At 45.4% G+C, this 21293-nt stretch carries 13 protein-coding genes; 5 read left to right on the top strand and 8 right to left on the bottom strand.

The window, feature by feature from the left end; translation table 11 throughout:
- Positions 1–33: 33 nt before the first annotated feature.
- From ACBR23_RS06840 to ACBR23_RS06810, 7 genes are all read right to left on the bottom strand, one after another.
- Positions 34–1413: a hypothetical protein gene (locus tag ACBR23_RS06840; protein WP_371115828.1), complete on the bottom strand. Its 1380-nt coding sequence runs from the start codon at positions 1411–1413 to the stop codon at positions 34–36.
- A 246-nt stretch (positions 1414–1659) separates the two neighbouring features.
- Positions 1660–1830, bottom strand: coding sequence for a hypothetical protein (locus ACBR23_RS06835; protein ID WP_371115829.1), 171 nt, complete (start codon positions 1828–1830; stop codon positions 1660–1662).
- A 402-nt stretch (positions 1831–2232) separates the two neighbouring features.
- Entirely contained in the window at positions 2233–4740 is a 2508-nt protein-coding gene (locus ACBR23_RS06830; protein WP_371119219.1) for a protein-arginine deiminase family protein, read from the bottom strand.
- Between the two features lie 434 nt (positions 4741–5174).
- A complete protein-coding gene (locus ACBR23_RS06825; protein ID WP_371119218.1) occupies positions 5175–7472 on the bottom strand; it encodes an FUSC family protein in 2298 nt (765 codons plus the stop codon).
- A 46-nt stretch (positions 7473–7518) separates the two neighbouring features.
- On the bottom strand, positions 7519–9042 hold the full coding sequence (locus ACBR23_RS06820) for a carboxypeptidase M32 (protein WP_371115832.1): 1524 nt from the start codon (positions 9040–9042) through the stop codon (positions 7519–7521).
- A 62-nt stretch (positions 9043–9104) separates the two neighbouring features.
- Positions 9105–10307: a tetratricopeptide repeat protein gene (locus ACBR23_RS06815; protein WP_371115833.1), complete on the bottom strand. Its 1203-nt coding sequence runs from the start codon at positions 10305–10307 to the stop codon at positions 9105–9107.
- Between the two features lie 364 nt (positions 10308–10671).
- A complete protein-coding gene (locus tag ACBR23_RS06810) occupies positions 10672–11283 on the bottom strand; it encodes a GNAT family N-acetyltransferase (protein WP_371115834.1) in 612 nt (203 codons plus the stop codon).
- A 291-nt stretch (positions 11284–11574) separates the two neighbouring features.
- Between ACBR23_RS06810 and ACBR23_RS06805 the strand changes: the two genes are divergently transcribed.
- The 3 genes from ACBR23_RS06805 to ACBR23_RS06795 all read left to right on the top strand — a co-directional run bounded on the left by ACBR23_RS06805 (position 11575) and on the right by ACBR23_RS06795 (position 16746).
- The gene (locus ACBR23_RS06805) at positions 11575–11796 is read left to right on the top strand and encodes a hypothetical protein (RefSeq protein WP_341734995.1); all 222 of its coding nucleotides are present in this window, start codon (positions 11575–11577) and stop codon (positions 11794–11796) included.
- Positions 11797–12551: 755 nt separating this feature from the next.
- Positions 12552–16052: a response regulator gene (locus ACBR23_RS06800; protein WP_371115835.1), complete on the top strand. Its 3501-nt coding sequence runs from the start codon at positions 12552–12554 to the stop codon at positions 16050–16052.
- Positions 16053–16149: 97 nt separating this feature from the next.
- Positions 16150–16746 carry an IS607 family transposase gene (locus ACBR23_RS06795; protein WP_341739716.1) on the top strand — a complete coding sequence of 199 codons (597 nt, stop codon included), beginning with the start codon at positions 16150–16152 and terminating at the stop codon, positions 16744–16746.
- A gap of 578 nt (positions 16747–17324) precedes the next feature.
- Here ACBR23_RS06795 and ACBR23_RS06790 read toward each other — a convergent pair.
- Entirely contained in the window at positions 17325–18584 is a 1260-nt protein-coding gene (locus tag ACBR23_RS06790; RefSeq protein WP_371119217.1) for an aminotransferase class I/II-fold pyridoxal phosphate-dependent enzyme, read from the bottom strand.
- 80 nt (positions 18585–18664) lie between these two features.
- Here ACBR23_RS06790 and ACBR23_RS06785 point away from each other — a divergent pair, with 80 nt between their 5' ends.
- Together ACBR23_RS06785 and ACBR23_RS06780 are read left to right on the top strand one after the other, a co-directional pair.
- Positions 18665–19486: an acyl-CoA desaturase gene (locus ACBR23_RS06785; RefSeq protein WP_371115838.1), complete on the top strand. Its 822-nt coding sequence runs from the start codon at positions 18665–18667 to the stop codon at positions 19484–19486.
- 587 nt (positions 19487–20073) lie between these two features.
- Positions 20074–20889: an acyl-CoA desaturase gene (locus ACBR23_RS06780; RefSeq protein WP_371115839.1), complete on the top strand. Its 816-nt coding sequence runs from the start codon at positions 20074–20076 to the stop codon at positions 20887–20889.
- The last annotated feature ends 404 nt before the right edge of the window (positions 20890–21293 follow it).

Below are 21293 nucleotides of genomic sequence, written 5' to 3'. Positions count from 1 at the left end.
ATTGATAATTAATAAGAACCAGAGACGGATTTACTACTTTACTTCAATTTTAACTCCATAGTTTGCTTTATTGTCGCCAGAAAGTTCAATAGTATAGTCCCCGCTGCTGGGTAGTTGACCTTGCCACGGACTTGTGCTATTTGCAGTACCTACTTTTTCACCGTTAGGAGCAATAATTGCGGCGCTAACTTTGCCTTCTTCAACTTTTAATGTCATGCTTTGGCCACTATTGCACTCAAGTAAGTAGCGCTTTGATTTGTTGTCTGGCAAAGTATTCCTGAGAGTAACTCCGATCGCACCTGGTTCAAAGCTAACTCGCTCAGTGACATCCGTTTGGGCCGCAGGAGAGGGGGATACTGAGGGCGAGGGAAAGGGGGATGCTGAGGGCGATGGAGAGGCCAATTGCGGCACTCCAGACAGGGTTGGCGTCAGAGTGGGAGTGGGCGACGGGATGGTAGAGACAGGTGATTGTGGAGTTGCAGGTGCTGGGGGAATCGCAGGTAGTCGATTAGCCGGAGTGGCAGGGATAGGGGAAGGGCTGGGACGAAGTGGTACATCGGCGGGCAACTTGATTTGTAGGTTGACTCTTTCCTGATACATTCTCCAGGCTAACAAACTGCCCAGACTTAGCACAGAACCGACTAACATTCCGCTCAAAAAAACTGCTAGAACTTGCCAAACTCCTGTTTTTTTGGGTTCGGGATTCGGAGTGGGATTTAGTTGAGTTGGGTAATTGTCATAGTCAATGGTTGGCGGTGCGATGTCCGCATCCATGGGAATAGTTTCTGTTTCTGTTTCCAAATTAGCCATTAAAATATCTTCTTTTATGGCATTTTCAGCGCTGTTTTTCGATGAAATTTTAGTATGTAAAATATCTTCTGTAATAGCAGGATTTACCGTGAATGGCGGGTCATTATTAGTATTTGAAATATTTGTGGCTATCATAGTTTCTCTAGAAAAATCCAGAAGTGCGGAATCGGTAGTTAAAGAATGTTCGTCTAGGGAAGTTTCTCTCGGAGTTTCTGCTGGTTGAGAATTGGTAGTTAAAGAATGTTCTTCGTCTAGGGAAGTTTCTCTCGGAGTTTCTGCTGGTTGAGAATTGGTAGTTAAAGAATGTTCTTCGTCTAGGGAAGTTTCTGGCGGAGTTTCTGCTGGATGGGAATCTGTAGTTAAAGAATGTGCATCTAGGGAAGTTTCTGGTGGAGTTTCTGCTGGTTGGGAATCAATAATTAAAGAATGTGCGTCTAGGGATGTTTCTGGTGGAGTTTCTGCTGGATGGGAATCAGTAATTAAAGAATGTGCATCTAGGGATGTTTCTGGCGGAGTTTCTGCTGATGGGGAACTTGACTCTAAAGTGGCAATTGTTTCTGGATGCTGAGTCAAAATTTGATTGTTTTCCGGTTGGTCACTCATAGGGATAAAATTATAGTATAAAGATGACTGTTGAGTATTTTACGTTATTTGTGCGATCGGGAACAGTAAAATGATAGGGCAAGGCTCTTGAAAAAACAAGAAAAGGGTATTTTTGTGGAACCGGCAATAATTCATAAATGGTGCAACATATTCGTCGTGATCCTATCTAATTAAAGGGGTAGTATCTAGTATTATCTCCCTATTTGCCCGATGAGACTCACGAAGACGGTTAATTTCTGCCAATAGTTATTTTACAGACTTTTTACGTTGTCCTGAGAGGGCTTTGGTCTTGGTTGACAACTCAGCTTCTAAAAGGGCGATCGCAAAAGCATTAATCGAGAGGTGTTGAGCATCGGCTAACTCTTGCAGCCTCCTATACAATTCATCTGGTATATTTTCTATTTCCAGGGTAGCCATGTCTTAAAGTCCTAGCATAGTTTCCATAAATATTATACCAATTTTAAAAAAAGAATGCAACAGTAGTCTTGTCCCTCCCCTTTATAAGGGGGGGTTATATCGTTGACCGTTGTATCGGAATGATTAAACCACAGAGAACACAGAGTACACAGAGAAAGAGAAGAGAGAAATCATAATTCCGATGTCAACGGATTTGATATTAGGGGGTGTCAAAGATTTTTGTACGATTTTAGAGAAATGGTATTAGCATAGGAATGTGGGTTTAGGAAATATTTAGCAATTTACCTTTGAGTGGGGGCTGGTTTCCGAAATTGTTTGTTAGAGGATAGTATTTTTTGTAAAACCAGACCCTACAAATTACCCATTCCCGGTTCCCAATTCCCTAGGCTAGATTCGCCATTGTTAATTATTAGGTAAAGACTGCCAAAAAGGTCGCTCTTCTCCTTTCCTAATAGTATTGGTAGCCGACTGCACATTCCCCCTCAGTTCTTGATAATACCTATCGTCAAGAAAACTAACATTGACACCAAAAGGTAGTAGTAATTGACGCAATTTTTCCTGAGTATAATCCTTACCGTCAATCAGCGCCCCACGGGGATTTGAGACTAACAAATTGCCATTAACAGGTACGGAATTGACCAGATTCGGCCACCAAGCATAACCGCTGTAGCCAAACATCGCCGGAATTTGGATTATTTGGTCATCTGTCAGTGAAAATTCTCTTTTTAACTTATCGATAATTGGATTAAGTTTTTGTGTTTGCAAATTGAGATTATGCTTAATTAAAGCTTGATTTTTCAAAGCAGCGCTGACTGTAATTTCATTGCTCAATCCACGATTTATCTTAACATCACCGTAACCTTTTCCTGCCAATTCTTCTAGGAGCTTAACTCCGGCTTCTGGACTGGCGATCGCCATTATATACTTTCCAGGAGTTGTACTGGGAATAAAATTGATGATTTCATCGACTTGGCGAGTCAACAGCCAAGAAGTATCAATATCCACCGCAGGCCCTTGAATTTGTTGAGCTTGAATAAAATCCAGTACCTCTGGATTAAAACTAGCATTCCCGGATTTACCGTAATAAATTCGACCCATGGGGTATCCAGGAATCGGCGGTGTTACTTGTAAATTTCCGTAGCCATCAGCCCACTGATTTGGTGATTCTAGATTGCGAGGTTGACCGATTTTGACTACGCTCAAATACTCATCGGGATTGGTTTTTTGGGGATAATTACCTAGGGCATTACTATTGTTTTGTAGGGCTACATTCAAATTGCGGGTTTGGGATTTTTCGGGAAATTGAACGTAGCCATTTTTCTGAATATCCTGCATCCAAGCTTTGTCTCCTTGGATGATTTTGACTTTAGCTCCTGTAGGTTCTACTGCTTGTTTGAGTTGGGAGATGAATTCGCTGTTTCCTGAGCCTCTGTCGCTGACTTGAACCTCTGTAACTGGTGTGATATTGGAGGGCATTATCCAAGGTGTAACGCCCATTTGGATTGTGGCTGAGGCTATTTCTTGACCATTATTGATGGCATTTGCTTTGAGATTAATCCGACCGCTCCAATTGCGATCGGCAAATTGTTTGGTTTCTACTCCTAAGACAATATTTTTGCTAAAAACTAGCGGTTTAGTACCTGATATGTCTACATTTTGCCAGCCATCGCCGGTCTTTTGAAAAACATTTATGTGAGGGCTAGCCAGGTTATCAGCCGTGATAAATACTTGAGAACCTTTGAAGTTTTCCGACATTTTTAAGTGAACTTGAGACAGCATTGCTGGGCGGCGTGGGGCGCTAACTTTGGTTTGTTGCCAAACTGGTATCTTGCGTCGATCGCCCAATTTGTCGTTAAATAGAACTAGGGTTCCCTTAGACAAAGACCATTGTTCTTTACCTGGTTCATCTTGGTCATTAATTTCGCCATCTCTGTTGGTATCTCCCGCAAAGAAGAAGTTGGATGGCGCTGAAGTGGGTAAAAGTGGGCTGGGATTTGGGGTGAGAGTTGCTTGAGGAGTTGGTGAAGTTTTTGCTAATTCTTCTTGGCGGGCTTGTTCTTGCTTTTCTCGTGCTTGTCTTTCTAATTCTTGGCGGGCTTGTTCTTGTTTTTCCAGCTCTTTTTTTGCTAATTCTTGGCGGGCTTGTTCTTGTTTTTCTCGTTCTTTCCGCACAATTTCTTGTTGTTCAAATTCTTGTCTTTCTCGTTCTTTCCGCACAATTTCTTGCTTTTCAAATTCTTGTCTTTCTAGTTCTTTCCGGGCTTGTTCTTTTTTCTCAATTTCTCTTCTGGCTAACTCTTGTTTTTCTTGTTCTTCTGCTAAGGCTTTTTGTACGTTCCGTGCAATTTGTAATTCGTAGGTAGCGACTGTTAGATTGCCTTGATATTCGATGGTTTTGTCTATCGCCCCACTAGCCAAAAAAGAATCGTGGGGAATTTGGCGCAGCGTTTTGATAGCGGACTGCCACAGACGTTGTGACTGTTCCCAACTAGCTGGAGAACTTTTTGCGGTGCGTCCGATGATGACGGCTTCACTGGCTATTTTAGCCGATTTATTCCAAGTGTTTTTGGCGGTTTCTTCGATTTGAATGCTACTGTTGACTTTGGTCAGTTGCAGAACCAAAGCTTCTGATTTTTGGCGCTGGATTTGGGGTTTCCAAGGTTCTAAGAAAAATGAGGTGCGATCGGGATTTTTGGCAATTTGGTCTAATTCTAGTTTAAGGCGATCGCGCAATTTGTAGAATTCCGCAAGGGATTGGGGAGTTTCGGTGTCTGGCTGTCGCCCAGAGATTTGGAGTTGGTTGTTGAGGGAAGGTTGGGCGAGGGTTTGGGGGACTGCTACCCAGATGATACCGATGATGACACCGAAAGTATTGATAATGGCGATCGCAATATATTTAACCAAACGCATATAGTTTATCCTCAGACACCCCAATGATTTTACCTAATTTGGGGATAAATTGAGAATTTAATATCAGGTGGTTGGGGCGGGAAGGGCTATGGTTGAGACCGTCATAAAAGACTTACAGAACTTTTGATATCAAATTCGGTAGCATCTGAATTATTCATCTCTCTATTCTCTCACTCTGTGTCCTCTGCGTTCTCTGTGGTTACTCCCTTCCCACCCAAAGAATTTGTATTTTAATAAACCGCGAAGGCGCGTTCGGCGAAGCCGTTCCCGTAGGGTAGGACGCAAAGGAAGAGAAGAGAGAGTTTAATACAGGACGATGAAGAGAGGATTTTATATGACTATGTAGCCGGAAACAATATGAATGTTTCAGGTATGATGAAAAATCGCAGGTTGTCTCGTGCAATGGGGAGGATGTCAAAGAATATGTCTATTCACTATTTTAAAATTGATTTTTGCAGACGCTCGATCGCACAATGCAAACATTTAATTTCATAGACAATGCGATCTAGTTGTGTAGAAACAGGAGTTTGCTCCCGAACAGCTTGCCTCGTGGAAGTTACAGAAGTTGGATTTGCAGCTAACTCTGAGATGCGAGCGGTATGTAACTGTTCGATCCGATTGTGAATTGGTTGGAGATAAGTATCTAGGGCGGGTAAAGATTGGGGCGGCTCTCCCTGTTCCAAGGCATTTGCTAGGTTCTCCAAAATTTCGACAATGGCATCGTTAAATCCCTTGAGTTCTGCAAATTGATACTCGCCGCTAAATTTCCGCTGATGTTCCGCTAGAGTCGTAACTGAGCTAAAAAAAGCACGAATGTATAGCATTAGCATCATAATCGGTTCCACTTCTCCTCGAACGTGAAGGGGTTCGCTAAATAAGCGTTGAGCCGCTGCCGCAGCGTTCGCATTTTTCAATGCTGCTTGATGACGCAGGTTTTTAATAGTCTCAGTCGATGGTTCTGATTCTGGGTGGAGATAGCTGGCGGCAACTTGTTGAAAGTAAGCGAGATTGGCTCGCATAGTTGTTGCTAATTGTGCCGAGAGTTGCTGTCTTTCCCAACTGGGAAATAACAAATAGCTGCCGAGTAATGCTAAGGTGCCTCCAATTAAGCTATCGACAATGCGTAAAGCCCCGATTTCCCAGCCACCTTTACTGGTGAGATTGAGCAGCAATATGACGACGGGAGTCAGGAGTATCATGAAGATACCATAGCTGAGCGATCGCACTGACATCGCAGTAACTAACAGGACTAAGATACAGATTAATATTGCCACTGAATTGTGGATGAATGCGACTAGGGCAATACCAACTATGCCCCCTAAAGTAGTTCCCACAACCCGTTGCACCGTTCTTTCGGAGGTATCGCCAAAGCTGGGCTTCAAGGCAACTACAGCGGTGAGTGTCACCCAATAACCTGTAGGTACTTGCAATAGGGAAGCCAGTAATTGAGCAGTAGTTACTATCAGCGCCAGTCGCAAAGCATGACGAAATAGAACTGAATCAAACGTGAGATTATTCCGTAGGGTATCCAGGATGGAAGAACGCTCTGGCTGCATGGGGGGGTAAATGTCTGACTGCGGGATGCTGCGCCCTTTTGCTTGCTGTAAATCTGTGACAATCTCCACATCGCTATGAATCTGTTCTGCTAGGGCTTTGAGACTGCTGACTATCTTGCCAATACTTACTAACTCAGCATAGTCATCTGCGTGAGTCAGACTCGCCTCATTCAGGAATTGAGAGCGTAGGATTTGCCATTGGTATTCTAAGGCCTCGATCGCGCGATCGAGGTCTCCTAAGTGCACAAAGTTCTTTCCTTTGGTAAGGGCATCGGACAATAGTTGCACAGCCGTTGCCGATTGTGCCATCACTTGCTGGATTTCACTATATAAATATTGGAATAGGGAATGAGGGGAGGCGATCGCTAACAGTTCGACCAATGCTACAACAGAATTGGTAATTTGGTTGGCATCCTCAATTAAGACCAGTAACTGATTTCCACGCAAATTAGCGGTTTCTCGCCCTGTCCACACAGCACCCCAGACACTCCGGGCAGAGGTCAACTCCTGTACCACACTATCTTGAGCTTGTAAGAATTGCTTAGTCCACTCCCGAAGTTCCTGCCGATTTAAGGGTATTTCGCTGGCGGTTGCCAAAAATTGGCTCAATGTGTGATAGCAATTGGCCGCTGCCACGATGACAGGCGTGTAAGGGCGCAGTACCCACAATCCTAGAGATAACAGCATTGTCCATAGGCCTCCACCCAGACACAGCGCGCATTGCTCAAGAACCGTAGACCAATCCGGGAACGAAGCGAATTTGGCTAGGGAGACGATAAACATAATTGATGTTACCAGACTCACCGTGGCCGCTGTCGTGCCAAACAGACCAGCTAAGCCCGCGATAAACATCACCAAAAAGGTGGTGGGAATCGCTAGCCAGAGGGTACTGCTAACTAGATTGGCGATGAGCAACGCCAGAGTTGTGCCAATGGTCGCTGCGAGCATTACAGTAGCTTTTTGGCGGTAGGCTCCACCCCCATCGACCATCCCGACAAACATGGCGGCCATGGCCGCGATGGCACTTGCAGCCGGATGACCGGTCATGAATCCCACTGCAATCGGCCCGCTGACTGCCAAAAGGGCGCGCAAGCCGTAGAGGATGTCCGGTTTACCAGGCTTGAGCTGAAACGGCTGCAACAGCCAGTTGAGAGATGGTGGGTGGGCAGATAGCATTACTTACGTTATTTCCTTTTCGGGCAAACTATATTGATAGCTATCTTCAAATCACATAAAATTCGCCATATTTGTTGCGTATGTACCGCAGAAATGGGTCGATACTTAAAGGAGAACCTGTAACTCTATCTAGCAATTCGACTGCGGTATATTTACGACCATGACTATATATATTTTGTTTGAGCCAATCATGGAGTACGGTAAAATTCCCCTGTTCTATTTCTACCGGAATTTCTGGATTGATTTTGACTGCGGTTTCATAGAATTGGGCGCTCATTAAATTACCAAGGGTGTAACCTTGGAACATACCGCCGATCGTCCCAACATACCAATGAACATCCTGCATTGCACCCTCGCTGTCGCTGGGGGGAACAATACCGAGGTCAGTTTTATAGCGACTGTTCCAGGCTTCGGGGAGGTCATGAACCGATAGTTTTCCCTCTACCATTGCCAATTCTAGGTCAAAGCGGATGGCTACGTGGAGGTTGTAGGTTACTTCGTCGGCGTCGGTGCGGATCAGCGATCGCCCGACTTTGTTAATGGCCTTATAAAATACCTCAATCGGCACCTGTCCCAACTGCCGCAAAAACACCCCTTGCAGTTGCGGGTAAAAACATTCCCAAAAGCCCCTACTGCGGCCGACTAAATTTTCCCAAAGCCGGGACTGGCTTTCATGAACACCAGAGGAAATGCCACCAGCTAGGAGTGTACCTTCAAAGTCGGGGGAATTTCCCAGTTCGTAAAGAGCGTGTCCCGCTTCGTGGATACTGCTAAAAAGAGCTTGATCCAGGTGGTCTTTGTAAACGCGGGTGGTGATCCGCACGTCGTCTATGGAGAAGTTGGTCATAAACGGGTGCAAGGTGGTATCTTGTCGTCCCCGTTGGAAGTCGTACCCCATACGTTCTACGACGGTGCGAGTAAATTCTAATTGCTGGGCTTCTGGGAAGTCTTGATGCAAGCAAGAGTCGTCAGCCGGGGGCTGGGAGGTGATGGCTTCGACTATGGGCACTAATTCTTGACGCAGTTGAGCGAACAAGGGTCGCAAAATGGATACTTTCATGCCGTAGTCGCTACGATCGATCAAGGGATCGGCAATATGTTCATATCCTGGGAAAAAGTCCGCGTATTGCCTGCTTAATTCTAGGGTTTTTTCCAGATATGGCTCCACGGCTGCAAAATTATTAGCCGCTTTCGCCGTAGCCCAGGCTTCGTAGCAGTCGGCTTGGTGGCGACATAGTTTGGCCATAAAGGCTGCCGGAACTCTGGCGGCGCGATCGTAATCTCTGCGCGCGACGCGAATCAGGCTGGCGGTATTGGAATCGTAGGGGAGGCTTTGTTCGTAGCCACGTAAGTCTTCTAGCAGTTCCCCAATTTTAGGATCGGTAAATTTTTCGTGGGATATTTGTTTGAGGGTAGCTAATTGGCGGCTCCGGGCACTTGCACCCCTAACAGGCATATAGGTGGCTTGATCCCAGTGCAGCAGGGAAGAGGCTGACTCGATATCGATAATTTCGTTAAGACGGGCTGTGAGTTGACCGAATTTTGTTTCAGTTTTGTCTAGGGTTTGCATGATTGGGGTTAGCGGTACTTTTTTGCCTACAAAGGTTGCTGTGCGGCATCTATATTAGTCAATCATTGCCTACCCTGAGTTAAAGCTAAAGACCGCACTTGTTCACGTATTGTATGCAATTTTGAGTCATTTTGGGAAAGTTTTAGGTATTTTTTCGGATTAAGTTCGATCGCCTTCGAGAGATTTTCTATTGCTTTGTTGATGATGCTTGCTACTACTGCGGGCTGATTTTTTGACTCTTGCGCTTGTTTTTCTAGGGCCCAGATGCAGGCTTTTTGATAGTAGAGGTTTGGATCGTCTGGTTTGAGTGCGATGATTCGATCGTAAGAGGCGATGGCTTCCGGGTATCGCTGGATTTTTTTGAGGGCTACGGCGCGGTTGTACCAGGCCTCGATGTTTTGCGGTTCTGTTTCTAGTGTTTTGTCCCAGGAGGCGATGGCTTCAGAGTAGCGTTGTAAATTTGCCAAGGCCAGGCCGCGGTTATACCAGGCTTCGCTATCGTCTGGTTTCATGGCCAGGCCTTTGTCCCAGGAGTCTATGGCTTCTGCAAATTTTCCCATGTGGGCGATCGCCGTGCCGCGTTTGTTCCAAACTTCGGGGGAGTTGGGGCGCAGTTGGAGAGTTTTGTCGTAGGAGACGACGGCTTCTAGGTAGCGTTTGGTATCGGCTAAGGCTGTCCCGCGTTGATACCATGCTTGGTGTAGATCTGGTTTAAGTTCCAGAGCTCTGTCGTAGGCGGCGATCGCCATTTCGTTTTGTCCTGATTTTTTCAGAGCAAATGCCTTGTTGTACCAAGCTTCCCAGTAGTCGGATTTCAGGGCTAAGGCTTTGTCGTAGGAAGTGAGGGCTTCACAGTAGCGTTCCAAATTAACCAAAGCGTTGCCCCGGTTCGACCAAGCTTCATGGTAGTTTGGTTTAAATTGGATCGCTTTTTCGTAAGAGGCGATCGCCTCTGAAAGCCTGTTACACTTGCGCAGCACATTGCCCAGATTGTACAAAGCTTCTGGGTGATCGGGTTTAATTTTGATGGCTTCGTTGTAGGCGCAAATCGCTGTTTCTAGCTGTCCCAACTTTCTGAGGGCGACACCTTTGTTGTACCAAGCTTCCTGAAATTTGGGTTCTAGTTCGATCGCTTTTTCCCAAGATGCGATCGCCGCTTGCAAGCGTCCCATTTCTTCTAGGGCGTTACCTCGATCGTACCAGGTTTGAGGGTCTTGGGGATTCAGTTCTATGGATTTTGCCCCACGTTCGATCGGCTTTTCCATACTCGCTAATTTTTGCAAGGGATTTCACCTAATTTTTTGTAAAGTTGCGGTTTTTTTTTTATATTAACTTTCATACTAGGATGATTTTTACCCTTCCCAGGGTTGAAACCTTAGTATTCTGGTAATTTTTGATCGCTTTACATATACTCAAAAAAAATTAAACCCGTCTATTATAGACTTAGCAGTCTCTGGTGACTGTATAAATTAATACTTTAGTTTATAAATTACGCATAATTAAGCAAAGGGGCAGGACATCGGACTCAACTATAAACAGCCTCACCCAAGCTCGACTAGCCCCAACCCCAGGCAAATCTCTATCCTGGCATCAAGGCTGGAAACCGATGAGCGTCCGGGGTTTAGGCTTTCAGCTTGCTAGATGCTTTCGCAAAAACAGTCTTCGTGGCTGTCCGAACAGCCAACAACTCCAATCCCAATCCACCTGTTCTAAGCGATACCCAGCCTGATAATATAACTGTCTAGCCGCATGATTATTTTCCAAAACATGGAGGTAAACTTCCGAAAATCCCCACTCACGGGCAGTTTTTTCACAATTATTCAGTAGCTTTTGAGCAACACCTTGTCGCCGATACTCTGGGTGAACGGCGAGATTGGATAAATAAGGATAGTCAGAACTTGGGAATTGCCAAGCAAAGCGAGAACGCAGAGCTAGTTCTACCGTTCCAGCCATTAACTCTGACCTGTTGTCGAGAGCATTTTCTTCCCGCGAGACTAGCTCAGCAACCAGACAAATGTAATGTTCAGTTTTAGAACGCAGTCGATTTTTTAAATCTTCGTAAATACCTAAGCGTAATACTGGATAGACCCAGTGTACTACCCCCTCGCGGGAATGAAAGCTCGAAGCCAAAATATCTGCTAGCTGCATCAGGTCATTGGCTCCAGCCATCCGAACTAAAAAGCCATAATTTTCGGGGTTTTGTTTACCGCGTGTTGGTGAGGAAAAAAATGAATAATTCACAATTATCAGCCACTATATTAATTTTCTAGGATGGTTATTTATACACAGAACCATTTTCTTAATGGTGATTTTATTGTGATTCATAACCCTCTAAATCAATTATAAATTCACAGGAACATTCAATAATTATCAGCTAATTCTAAATGAGGGCGGGTCGGATTTGGGCAACCAATTCATTTCCAGCCGATCGGGGTGGGTTTTCTGTAATATTAGGGGTATAACTTATACACATAGTTGATTGACCCGATTAAACCACCACCTTCTTTAGTCTTGACTTTGCAATATTATCTAATGTACACTGGAAATGTCAAGGGATTGAGAAAAATCATGGCCAACAATAACCCATCCCCTAATACTAGATTTGTAGGTATTGGGAAGGGTATTAAAAACAATCAAAAAGGTTTTAATGTCAGGTTCCCGGAACCCTATCACTCTATGCTGGCAGAAATACCCGATAGAATTGAATTTATTCGTCAAGCCGTAATTGAAAAACTCAAGGATAAGCCAGAATGAATCAGGGTATGAGGCTCGTGGATCTTATGGCTATGGCGAGCCGATCGAGTTTCAAGGGCTTCTGGCCACAGGCACTCGTGTATCCGATGAAAGCAACCTTGTCTTTAAGAGTAGGGGGTTTTCTGCCAAAAGTCCCATTTACACTCTGACGTTTTGGAAAAAGTCTCTGGGGTATGACCCAATAATTCCGTCTGTGGGCGGTATGACCAAATAATTCGATAGTATGCAGAAGGCGATCGATAAATTCAAAAGCCCGATCGAGCTAATTAGCCGATGTTGACAGAGTAAATTCATCATGAAAATTAAGGGCAGGTTAAATAAGTTACATAGTTAACTGGGTGAGGGTGTTTCGAGAAGGGTTCAAGGCATTTGGGTTGGATCGAGTGGGATTTCCTCCTCCCTAAAGTTCTGACTCTGCGCTCAATTGCGGATTTCAAAGAGTCTATATCGTAAAATAAGGCGTCAATAGTGGCAAAAATAGGCACTGGACTTACGGCGATCGACCGGGTTTCTCTGAAAAATCAAAGTTTCTCAACGAGATATCTACCAAAAAAGTGGGGTTTCTGCCATTGGCGGCTGTGGTGAGTTTTAAAAATCTTAACTAAAACGGGACTGGTGCAAATAATTAATCGCAAATACTGGAAACACATTCACAAAAGGACGGCTATAGCTATGTTGCAGAGATCCTGCCTCCCTATGACTCCCACGACCAAGCACAGCAAAGCTATGTGGTTGAGCAATCAGGGGGAAGACAAATGAATTCCCTAGCAAGTTCTAAGGTCAAAATTCTGATCGTTGATGACGAACCAGACAATATTGAGTTGCTGTACCGCACCTTCTATCGCGATTATAAAGTGCTGAGCGCCAAATCAGGTCCTGATGCCCTCGAAATCTTGAGAAGAGAGAAAGAAGTTGCCGTGATTATCTCGGATCAGCGGATGCCAAAAATGAGCGGGACTGAGTTTCTCCGCTTGACTGCTGTCGAGTATCCCGACGTGATCAGAATTATTTTAACTGGCTATACCGATGTTGAAGATTTAGTTGAAGCTATTAATGCGGGCAAAGTATTCAAATACGTTACTAAGCCTTGGGATTCCGATGACCTCAAGGTTTTGGTCAGTCAAGCTGTGGATACTCACCATGTCCTGAAAAATCGCACTAATGAACTGCGACGGGCGCTACAGCAAGAATCACTGCTTTATGCTGTTACCAATAGTATCCGATCGGCCCTCAATTACCAGCAAATGCTGCAAAGAATTGTGGAAACCGTAGGGGAAATGTTTCAGGTGAGTTGCTGCTTGTTACGTCCCTTCCAAGACGGTAGAGTGGCTGATGAATGGTTCGTTTATCCACACCAGGAAACTCCAGATTTGCCATCATCGGAGGCTGTCGCCATACCCCTAGATGCCCCGGATGCTAGACTTTCTGTAGATTTACTACCGCTGTTGGTGTGGGAAACTACCCAAGTAGAGGTGATTCAAGATGCTCAAACAGACGATCGCATTTTACACACAGGTAATGACCAGCGACGACTTGCTTACCAAGCAGCCAACATCCGATCGAGCTTAATCGTACCTCTGTTCTACCAAAACGAACTCATGGCAGTTTTAGCGCTGCACTCCTTCGAGCACCCCCGCCCGTGGGAAGAACACGAGATCAACTTAGTCAATACAGTAGCAGACCAAGCAGCCTTGGCCCTTTCTCAAGCCCGTGCTTACGAACAAGTGCGGGCGCTGGCAAAACGCGAAGCCCTAGTCAATACTATTACCACGGCAATTCGATCGAGCCTGGACCCCCAAAACATTTTTTCAGCCATTACCCAACAACTAGGGCAAGCTCTGCAAGTAGACGGCTGCGTGCTATCCCTGTGGACAGAAGACGATGAATACGTTCAATGCGTGGGACTTTATGACTCAAATCGGAATTTTGTAGCCGCCGAAGAGGACTTTATCGCTCCTAATTTACTCGCCAACGACATGATTAGGGATAGAGGCCGCGCCTGGATATTTCCCCATTCTTCCTTACCCCAGTCTTTAGTGCCGATTCGAGGGAATCCGGTTTTGCAAAACATTACGATCTCGAAAGCACCGGTGGCGATTTCAGATCTCAACGAACGTCCTGACATGAATGTTACAGAACTACAACTGCGATCGCCAGCCCGCGCCCTTCTGGTAGTCCCCTTGCTTTCCGATGGTAAAATCATCGGCAGCATCTCCCTACGACAAAACAACAACACCAGGCGCTGGCTAGCCTCAGACATTGACCTGGCTCAAATAGTAGCAACTCAAGCCGCTCTAGCCGTACAGCAGTCCCGCCTCTACCAAACTACCAGACAGCAAGCCGAACGTCTCCTGGAAGCCGATCGACTCAAAACCGAGTTTTTCCAAAATATCTCTCACGAATTCCGTACACCCCTAACCCTCACCATTGGTCCCCTAGAATCAGTTTGCAGTCGCCAAGAAGACTTACCCTACGAACAAGCAGCCATTGCACTTCGCAATTCCCGTCGCCTGTTGCGCTTAGTAAATCAACTACTAGATTTGCAGCGACTGGATGCTGGACGAATGCAGCCGAGTTTTCGCCCCTGCGACTTAGTAGGTTTCTGTTACTCTACCGCCGAATCATTTCGCCCCTATTGCGAGAAAAAAAACATCAACTTAATTACTCAATTGCAAGAGTGTCCGTTGCTCTATTTAGATATTGAAAGATTTGATAAAGTTATTTATAACCTACTATCAAATGCTGTCAAATTTACCCCCGAAGGTGGAAATATAACCCTGACAGTTGCATCGGCAGGTTCTCACTGTTTGCTGCAAGTAAAAGATACCGGGATCGGCATCCGCACCGAACAAATTCCCTATTTATTCGAGCGTTTTCGTCAGGCCGAAGGTTCCGCCAGCCGTTCCTACGAAGGAAGTGGCTTAGGCTTGGCATTGGTCAAAGAATTAGTGGAAATGCACGGTGGTCAAATCTCCGTAGAATCTGTTTACGGTGAAGGATCTACTTTTACTGTTTGGCTCCACTTCGGCTCCACCCATTTGCCTCTAGAACAAGTGCTGGAAATACCAACAGAATTTCACTCATCAAAAGCAATGGTGGAATTGGCAGATGTAGAAGGTGATTTGTCTGATGCTGAAATCACCAACGAGAATTTGGAAACCCTCCAATCCGTAAGCTCAGAAACAGCAGTTGGCACAGTTTTGGTAGTTGATGATAATCCTGATTTACGCTTTTATGTATCGGGAATTTTGCGAGATTCAGGCTTTTCGGTTTTGCTTGCCCGTAACGGTGAGGAGGGATTTGCAGTAGCGAAAAAACGTCGCCCTGATTTGATTGTTACAGATTTGATGATGCCCTTAGTGTCGGGATTAGATTTGATTCGGATGATTAGAGAAGATCGAGATTTAAAAGGCACTCCTGCTATTTTATTGACTGCTAAAGCCGATGAAGACACTCGAATTGAAGGAGTAGAACGGGGAGCTGATGCTTATTTGTCCAAGCCTTTTAACGACAGAGAATTATTGGCAGAAGTCCGAAATTTGCTGGCTCTCAAGGAGAACGAGCGCCGTGTCCAGCAGTTGAATACTTATTTAACTGAGTCGGTATTGCGCCGATTTTTGCCGCCGGCAATGGTGAAAGCGGCGGCGGCGGGAGATTTGGCGCTGAATTTGCGCCCGGAACCGCGATTGATTACGATTTTATTTAGCGATATTGTGGGTTTTACTGCCCTCTCCAATACATTGCGATCGCGCCGAGTAGCCGAGTTGTTGAATCAATATTTAGCCGCCATGACTAAAGCGATTTTTGATAGTGGTGGTACGGTAGATAAGTTTGTGGGAGATGCGGTAATGGCAATATTTGGAGCGCCGGAAGAACTCAACCCCAATGAACAAGTGCGGCGTGCTGTGGAGGCTGCAAGGAAAATGTTGCGAGCTCTGAATGAGCTTAACCAAAGTTGGATTGAACAGGGTATTGTTGGGGAGAATGGGGTGCCACCTGTGCGTTTTCGCTGTGGAATTCATCAGGGTACTGCGGTGGTGGGGATGTTTGGCTGCGAGGAGCGATCAGACTATACTGCGATCGGACCGAGTGTGAATATTGCGGCTCGATTGCAAGAAGCGGCCGAACCCAATAGTGTGTTAATTTCCGCAGCGGTGGCCGATTATGTTGATGAGGAGAGAATTATTAAATATAAGCCACTGCAATTGAAGGGAATTGATGAAACAGTGTTGACTTTTGTACTCAAGTGTGATTGAGTTGGGCCGCAACCCAAATAATTTCCGATGGGTTAACGGCAGTTGACAAAATATCTATATTTACCTATATTTTAAACAGGTAATTCAAGGGTTAGCAGTGGACAGACTAATTAGTATAGGCGAACTAGCGGAACTCAAAGCCGTAAGTGTAGATACCATCAGGCGTTGGGAAAGCGAAGGAAAAATTAAATCAGTTAGAACCAGTGGCGGACACAGGCGGTACAGGTTAGCTGACTTTGTAGAGCAAAAGCTAGGTAAAACTCTTGCTTACGCCCGTGTTTCATCCCAAGATCAGAAAGACGCTCTTGATAGACAAGACGCGGTATTGTCTGGTTACTGTCAATCTAATGGTTGGAATTACGAGGTGATTAGAGACTTAGGCGGTGGTATGAATTATCGCAAAAAAGGTTTAAATAAACTACTCACAGCTATTTTAGATGGTGATGTAGCGCGTCTTGTAATCACCCACAAAGATCGGTTACTTCGGTTCGGGTCTGAACTTATTTTTGCTGTCTGTGAGTACCACGATATTGAGGTAATCATACTAAACAAAAAAGAGGATGCAACCTTTGAAGAGGATTTGGCATCGGATGTTCTGGAAATTATCACAGTGTTTTCTGCCAGACTCTACGGCTCTGGCTCAAATAAGAATAAAAAACTGTTAGAAAAGCTTGCAGAAGCTACGCAATTGTGATGGAATGTAAAAATAAAGTAAGATTGTAAGAGTCAACTTTATGCTGTCAGGATAAGAGTTTAACAAGTCATACGGTAACACGCACCTACAAAAAACTTACGGTATTAATAAACGTCATGCTAATGGTGTAATCTCATCGGCTAAAGGTGCTGTTGATAGGTGGCATTCTTGTCGGTGCCGAGAGTCTTTAGATCGAGACGAAAACTCGGCTAAACTTATCAAAAAGATTGGCCTGATACCAATTTAATGTGAAGTTGCATATATCTCGATCCCCCTAAATCCCCACCCCCCCCTAGCCCCCCCACCCCCCCCTGCCCCCCCCAAGGGGGGATGGGGGAAGGGGGACTTTGAGCAGAATCTTGTTCCCCCCTCCCACCAGGGGGGTTAGGGGGGATCAGATTCTATGCAGCCTCATAAAAAACTGGCCTGAGTCATGAAAGTGGCGGGGGAACTCCGTCACTCAAAAAAGCCCTTGCACAAAGGGAAATAGAAGCCTGCGGTCTAGCGGTACTCCGCTGACCGTCAGGTTCGTTCACATTGTGGTCTTAAGAATCCCTGTTGCTTCAGCACAGGGAGTGTCAAAAGCCGTATTTATGGGAGATAGGATCGGAGGCAGGCCCGACAGCATTGATCGCAGCCTCAAGAGCGATCGACACATGAGTCCAATGAGTCCCCCCTTGACAAAAAGCTATATAGGGTTCCCGCAGTGGCCCATCAGCCGAAAACTCCGACGTACTCCCATCAATAAAAGTACCCCCAGCCATCACCAACTTACTTTCATAGCCGTGCATGGGAGCAGGCACCGGATCTAAATAGGAACCAACGGGGGAATTTTGTTGAACAGCCCGACAAAAAGCAATTAACTTATCAGCACAACCAAATTCGATCGCCTGAATCACATCCCGTCTTCTCGCCAAAGGAATCGGATTCACCCGATAACCCAACTTATAAAAAACATAAGCTGTCAAATGATTTCCCTTGATCGCCTCGCCCACAAACCCAGGCGCTAAAAACAAACCCTGAAACAGCAAGCGATTTAAATCAAAAGTTGCACCGCCACTACTGCCAATTCCAGGGGCCGTCAAGCGACAAGTTGCAGCCTCCACTAAATCTGCCCTCCCCGCCACGTAACCCCCCGCAGGGACGATCGTACCCCCCGGATTTTTAATCAAAGAACCAGCCATCAGATCCGCACCAACAGCAGTCGGTTCACAATCCTCAACAAATTCTCCGTAACAATTATCAACAAAGCAAATTGTGTTAGGATTCTGATGTTTGACTATGGCGACGATTTTTTGAATCTCAGAAATAGACAGACTAGACCGCCAAGAATAACCGCAAGAGCGCTGGATAAAAACCAGGCGAGTTTTTGCTGAAATAGCACAGCTCAGTGCCTGCCAATCCACACTTCCTTCGCGAGTTAGAGGCAACTCACGGTAAAGGATGCCAAACTCAATCAGTGAACCTTGACCTTGCCCCCGCAGGCCGATGACTTCTTCTAAAGTATCGTAGGGAGACCCAGCCACTGCCAACATTTCGTCACCAGGACGCAGGATGCCAAACAGAGCACAGGCGATCGCGTGAGTACCCGAAACAAACTGTACTCGCACCGCCGCCGCTTCTGCACCAACTACTTCGGCAAACACGCCGTCCAACGTCTCCCGACCCAAATCGTCGTGACCGTAACCCGTAACTCCTGCAAAATGGTGGACTCCAACCCGGTGGCCCCGAAAAGCTTTTAAGACTCGTTGAAGATTTTGCTTGACTGTCGCGTCAATACCAGAAAAAATCTGAAGGAGTCCCTGTTCTGCTTCCTGTAGCCGTGAAACGCTATTCATCTATACCTCGCTCACCATTTGTGTGCGCGCAGCTCGTTATCGCGTAGATGCGGCCCTTAGTTTGTAAACATAATATATTCATGACGATTGCAACTTCCAAAAAAACTTCTCCTGATTGGCCTGTCATAGGCTTTATGGCCTTTTTACACATCGGCGCTTTATTTGCTTTGCTGCCGAGTAATTTTAGCTGGTCTGCGATCGGGCTAGCAGTATTCCTCCATTGGGTAACAGGTGGTTTAGGAATTACTCTCGGATTCCACCGTCTGGTTACTCACCGCAGTTTTCAAACACCCAAATGGCTAGAATATTTCCTAGTAATTTGCGGTACTCTTTCCTGCGAAGGGGGCCCCATCGACTGGGTAGGAATGCACCGGTTACACCACATACATTCTGACACTGAAACAGATCCCCACGACTCCAATCAAGGCTTCTGGTGGAGCCACATGGGCTGGATGCTCTCGGATCTGCCCATCAGAGTTGAAATCCCGCGCTTTACAAAAGACATTGGCGACGACCCAGTATACAAGTTTCTCCAAGCATATTTTATCCCCATCCAAGTAGTCTTCGGTGTCTTGCTCTATTTATTAGGCGGCTGGTCCTTCGTGGTTTGGGGCGTGTTTATGCGGATTGTAGTGGTATTCCACTGCACTTGGCTGGTGAACAGTGCTACCCACAAATTTGGGTATCGCACCTACGAGTCTGGCGATCGCTCCACCAACTGCTGGTGGGTGGCCGTCCTGACTTATGGCGAAGGCTGGCACAATAACCACCACGCCTTTCAATACTCGGCTCGCCACGGTCTTCAATGGTGGGAAATCGACTTAACCTGGATGACAATTCAACTGCTGCAAACACTGGGTTTGGCAACCAAAGTCAAATTAGCAGATATCGCAGAAAAGTAACTGGCGATCGTAGGTAACAGGTTATTAGTCATTAGTTGCAGACTGAGGGCTAATAACCAATTTTTTTTCAAATTTTTCAAAATAATTTAGCCGGATTCAAATCCAGCAGCAATCCCCAGACTGCTGCCACCAATCGGTAGCAGAATGTACTATCATAGATATAAGACCTATCCCATAATTATTTTCGAGTAAGCATTCTACCCTAGTTTGCATGACTTTTTCGCAGACATCTATGGGATAGATATTGAAGTAAAACAATTAGGCTTTTTATCAGATTAATTGTGTAAACTTCCCCAAATCTCAACAATATATACTCTGGATTCCTCATCTATAGCTTTTCTCAGTTAAGTGAGGTAATGGGTAATGGGTAATGGGGCATGGGGAACCCCCCCCTGATCCCCCCCAGGGGGGGAAGGGTATAGGGCATTACTAATTACCTATTACCAATTCTCGATCTTACCTCATCTTTCTGAGAAAGGCCATATAGCATTTGATAATTCATGTTTGATTAGCTTGGGTTTATTAACCTCTATCTAACCTAGTTTATATGAATTTTACTCAATTTAAAACATCAAATCTGAAACCGAATGACAATAGCAACACAAGACAAACTCGAATACAATTGGGTGCATATTATTAGTTTAGCCGGAGTTCACATTGGCGCTTTGTTCGCCTTACTTCCTGCTAACTTCAACTGGACAGCAGTGGGTTTAACAGTATTTATGCACTGGATAACAGGCGGTTTAGGAATCACCCTCGGATGGCACCGCCTCCTGACTCACCGCAGCTTTCAGACACCCAAATTTGTCGAATATTTTCTAGCTTTTTGCGGTGCTCTCGCCTGTCAAGGAGGAATAATTCATTGGGTAGGATTGCACCGCTTGCACCACACTCACTCCGACCAAAATAATCTCGACCCTCACAATGCCCAGCGGGGTTTTTGGTGGAGTCACCTAGGTTGGATGTTCTATAAAGGGCCAGCCCACGATGAAATTCCCCGCTGTACAAAAGACATTGCTAGCGACCCATTCTACCAATTTTTACAAAACTACTTTTTGCCAATTCAAATAGCCTTTGGCATTTTGCTTTACTTGGCAGCAGGCTGGTCTTTTGTAGTTTGGGTAATTTTTGTGCGCTTAGTTTTCGTGTATCACTGCACATGGTTTGTGAACAGCGCCACTCACAAATTTGGCTACCGCACCTACGAAACAAAAGATAGTTCTACTAACTGTTGGTGGGTTGCTGTCCTGACTTATGGCGAAGGCTGGCACAACAATCACCACGCTTATCAATACTCTGCCCGTCACGGGATGGAACCGTGGGAAATTGACTTTACTTGGATGACAATTCAAGTGATGGAAGCACTAGGTTTGGCAAGCAAGGTGAAATTACCAGCCAAGTAGCACTAATTGAGCTATTGTAGGGTGCGTCAGGTGTGACTGTGACTATACGCAGATTAAGAATTTTTCTCCTGACGCACCTTACGGTTAGTTAGCACTCCCCTTAGTAACGTCGTTGCTCGCGGTCTTCAATCCGTGTTGCGAACTTTTAAAACTTCTAGGAAAACCGATCCTTAATGCAGATTAACGCAGATATTTTCTCCACGCTATCAAGTGCGTCGCTGTAAGATTGTCGATATTGAGTTAAAAATTTTCTGTGGCGACGCACCCTACGACTTATAGGGTAGGGGGCTGAAAAACTTTTGGTAGACACCTATTGACATTCTTCCCGGATTGGGTAACTATTAAGTTGTAGTATTAGAGGTAAGCAACTCTTGGAGACTCAATCAGAAGTGACCCTTTCAATC

This window comes from Microcoleus sp., from assembly GCF_041354475.1.
Classification (GTDB): domain Bacteria; phylum Cyanobacteriota; class Cyanobacteriia; order Cyanobacteriales; family Microcoleaceae; genus Microcoleus.
The sequence above is the reverse complement of the archived record's forward strand: the minus strand, read 5'-3'. Positions and strand labels throughout refer to the sequence as shown.

Bases quoted from the DNA above. Each gene is read 5' to 3' on its own strand.
- ACBR23_RS06840 (WP_371115828.1), bottom strand. From the start codon at position 1,413: ATGAGTGACCAACCGGAAAACAATCAAATTTTGACTCAGCATCCAGAA.
- ACBR23_RS06835 (WP_371115829.1), bottom strand. From the start codon at position 1,830: ATGGCTACCCTGGAAATAGAAAATATACCAGATGAATTGTATAGGAGG.
- ACBR23_RS06825 (WP_371119218.1), bottom strand. From the start codon at position 7,472: ATGCTATCTGCCCACCCACCATCTCTCAACTGGCTGTTGCAGCCGTTT.
- ACBR23_RS06790 (WP_371119217.1), bottom strand. From the start codon at position 18,584: ATGAATAGCGTTTCACGGCTACAGGAAGCAGAACAGGGACTCCTTCAG.
- ACBR23_RS06800 (WP_371115835.1), top strand. From the start codon at position 12,552: ATGAATTCCCTAGCAAGTTCTAAGGTCAAAATTCTGATCGTTGATGAC.
- ACBR23_RS06830 (WP_371119219.1), bottom strand. From the start codon at position 4,740: ATGCGTTTGGTTAAATATATTGCGATCGCCATTATCAATACTTTCGGT.
- ACBR23_RS06815 (WP_371115833.1), bottom strand. From the start codon at position 10,307: ATGGAAAAGCCGATCGAACGTGGGGCAAAATCCATAGAACTGAATCCC.
- ACBR23_RS06780 (WP_371115839.1), top strand. From the start codon at position 20,074: ATGACAATAGCAACACAAGACAAACTCGAATACAATTGGGTGCATATT.
- ACBR23_RS06820 (WP_371115832.1), bottom strand. From the start codon at position 9,042: ATGCAAACCCTAGACAAAACTGAAACAAAATTCGGTCAACTCACAGCC.
- ACBR23_RS06785 (WP_371115838.1), top strand. From the start codon at position 18,665: ATGACGATTGCAACTTCCAAAAAAACTTCTCCTGATTGGCCTGTCATA.
- ACBR23_RS06805 (WP_341734995.1), top strand. From the start codon at position 11,575: ATGTACACTGGAAATGTCAAGGGATTGAGAAAAATCATGGCCAACAAT.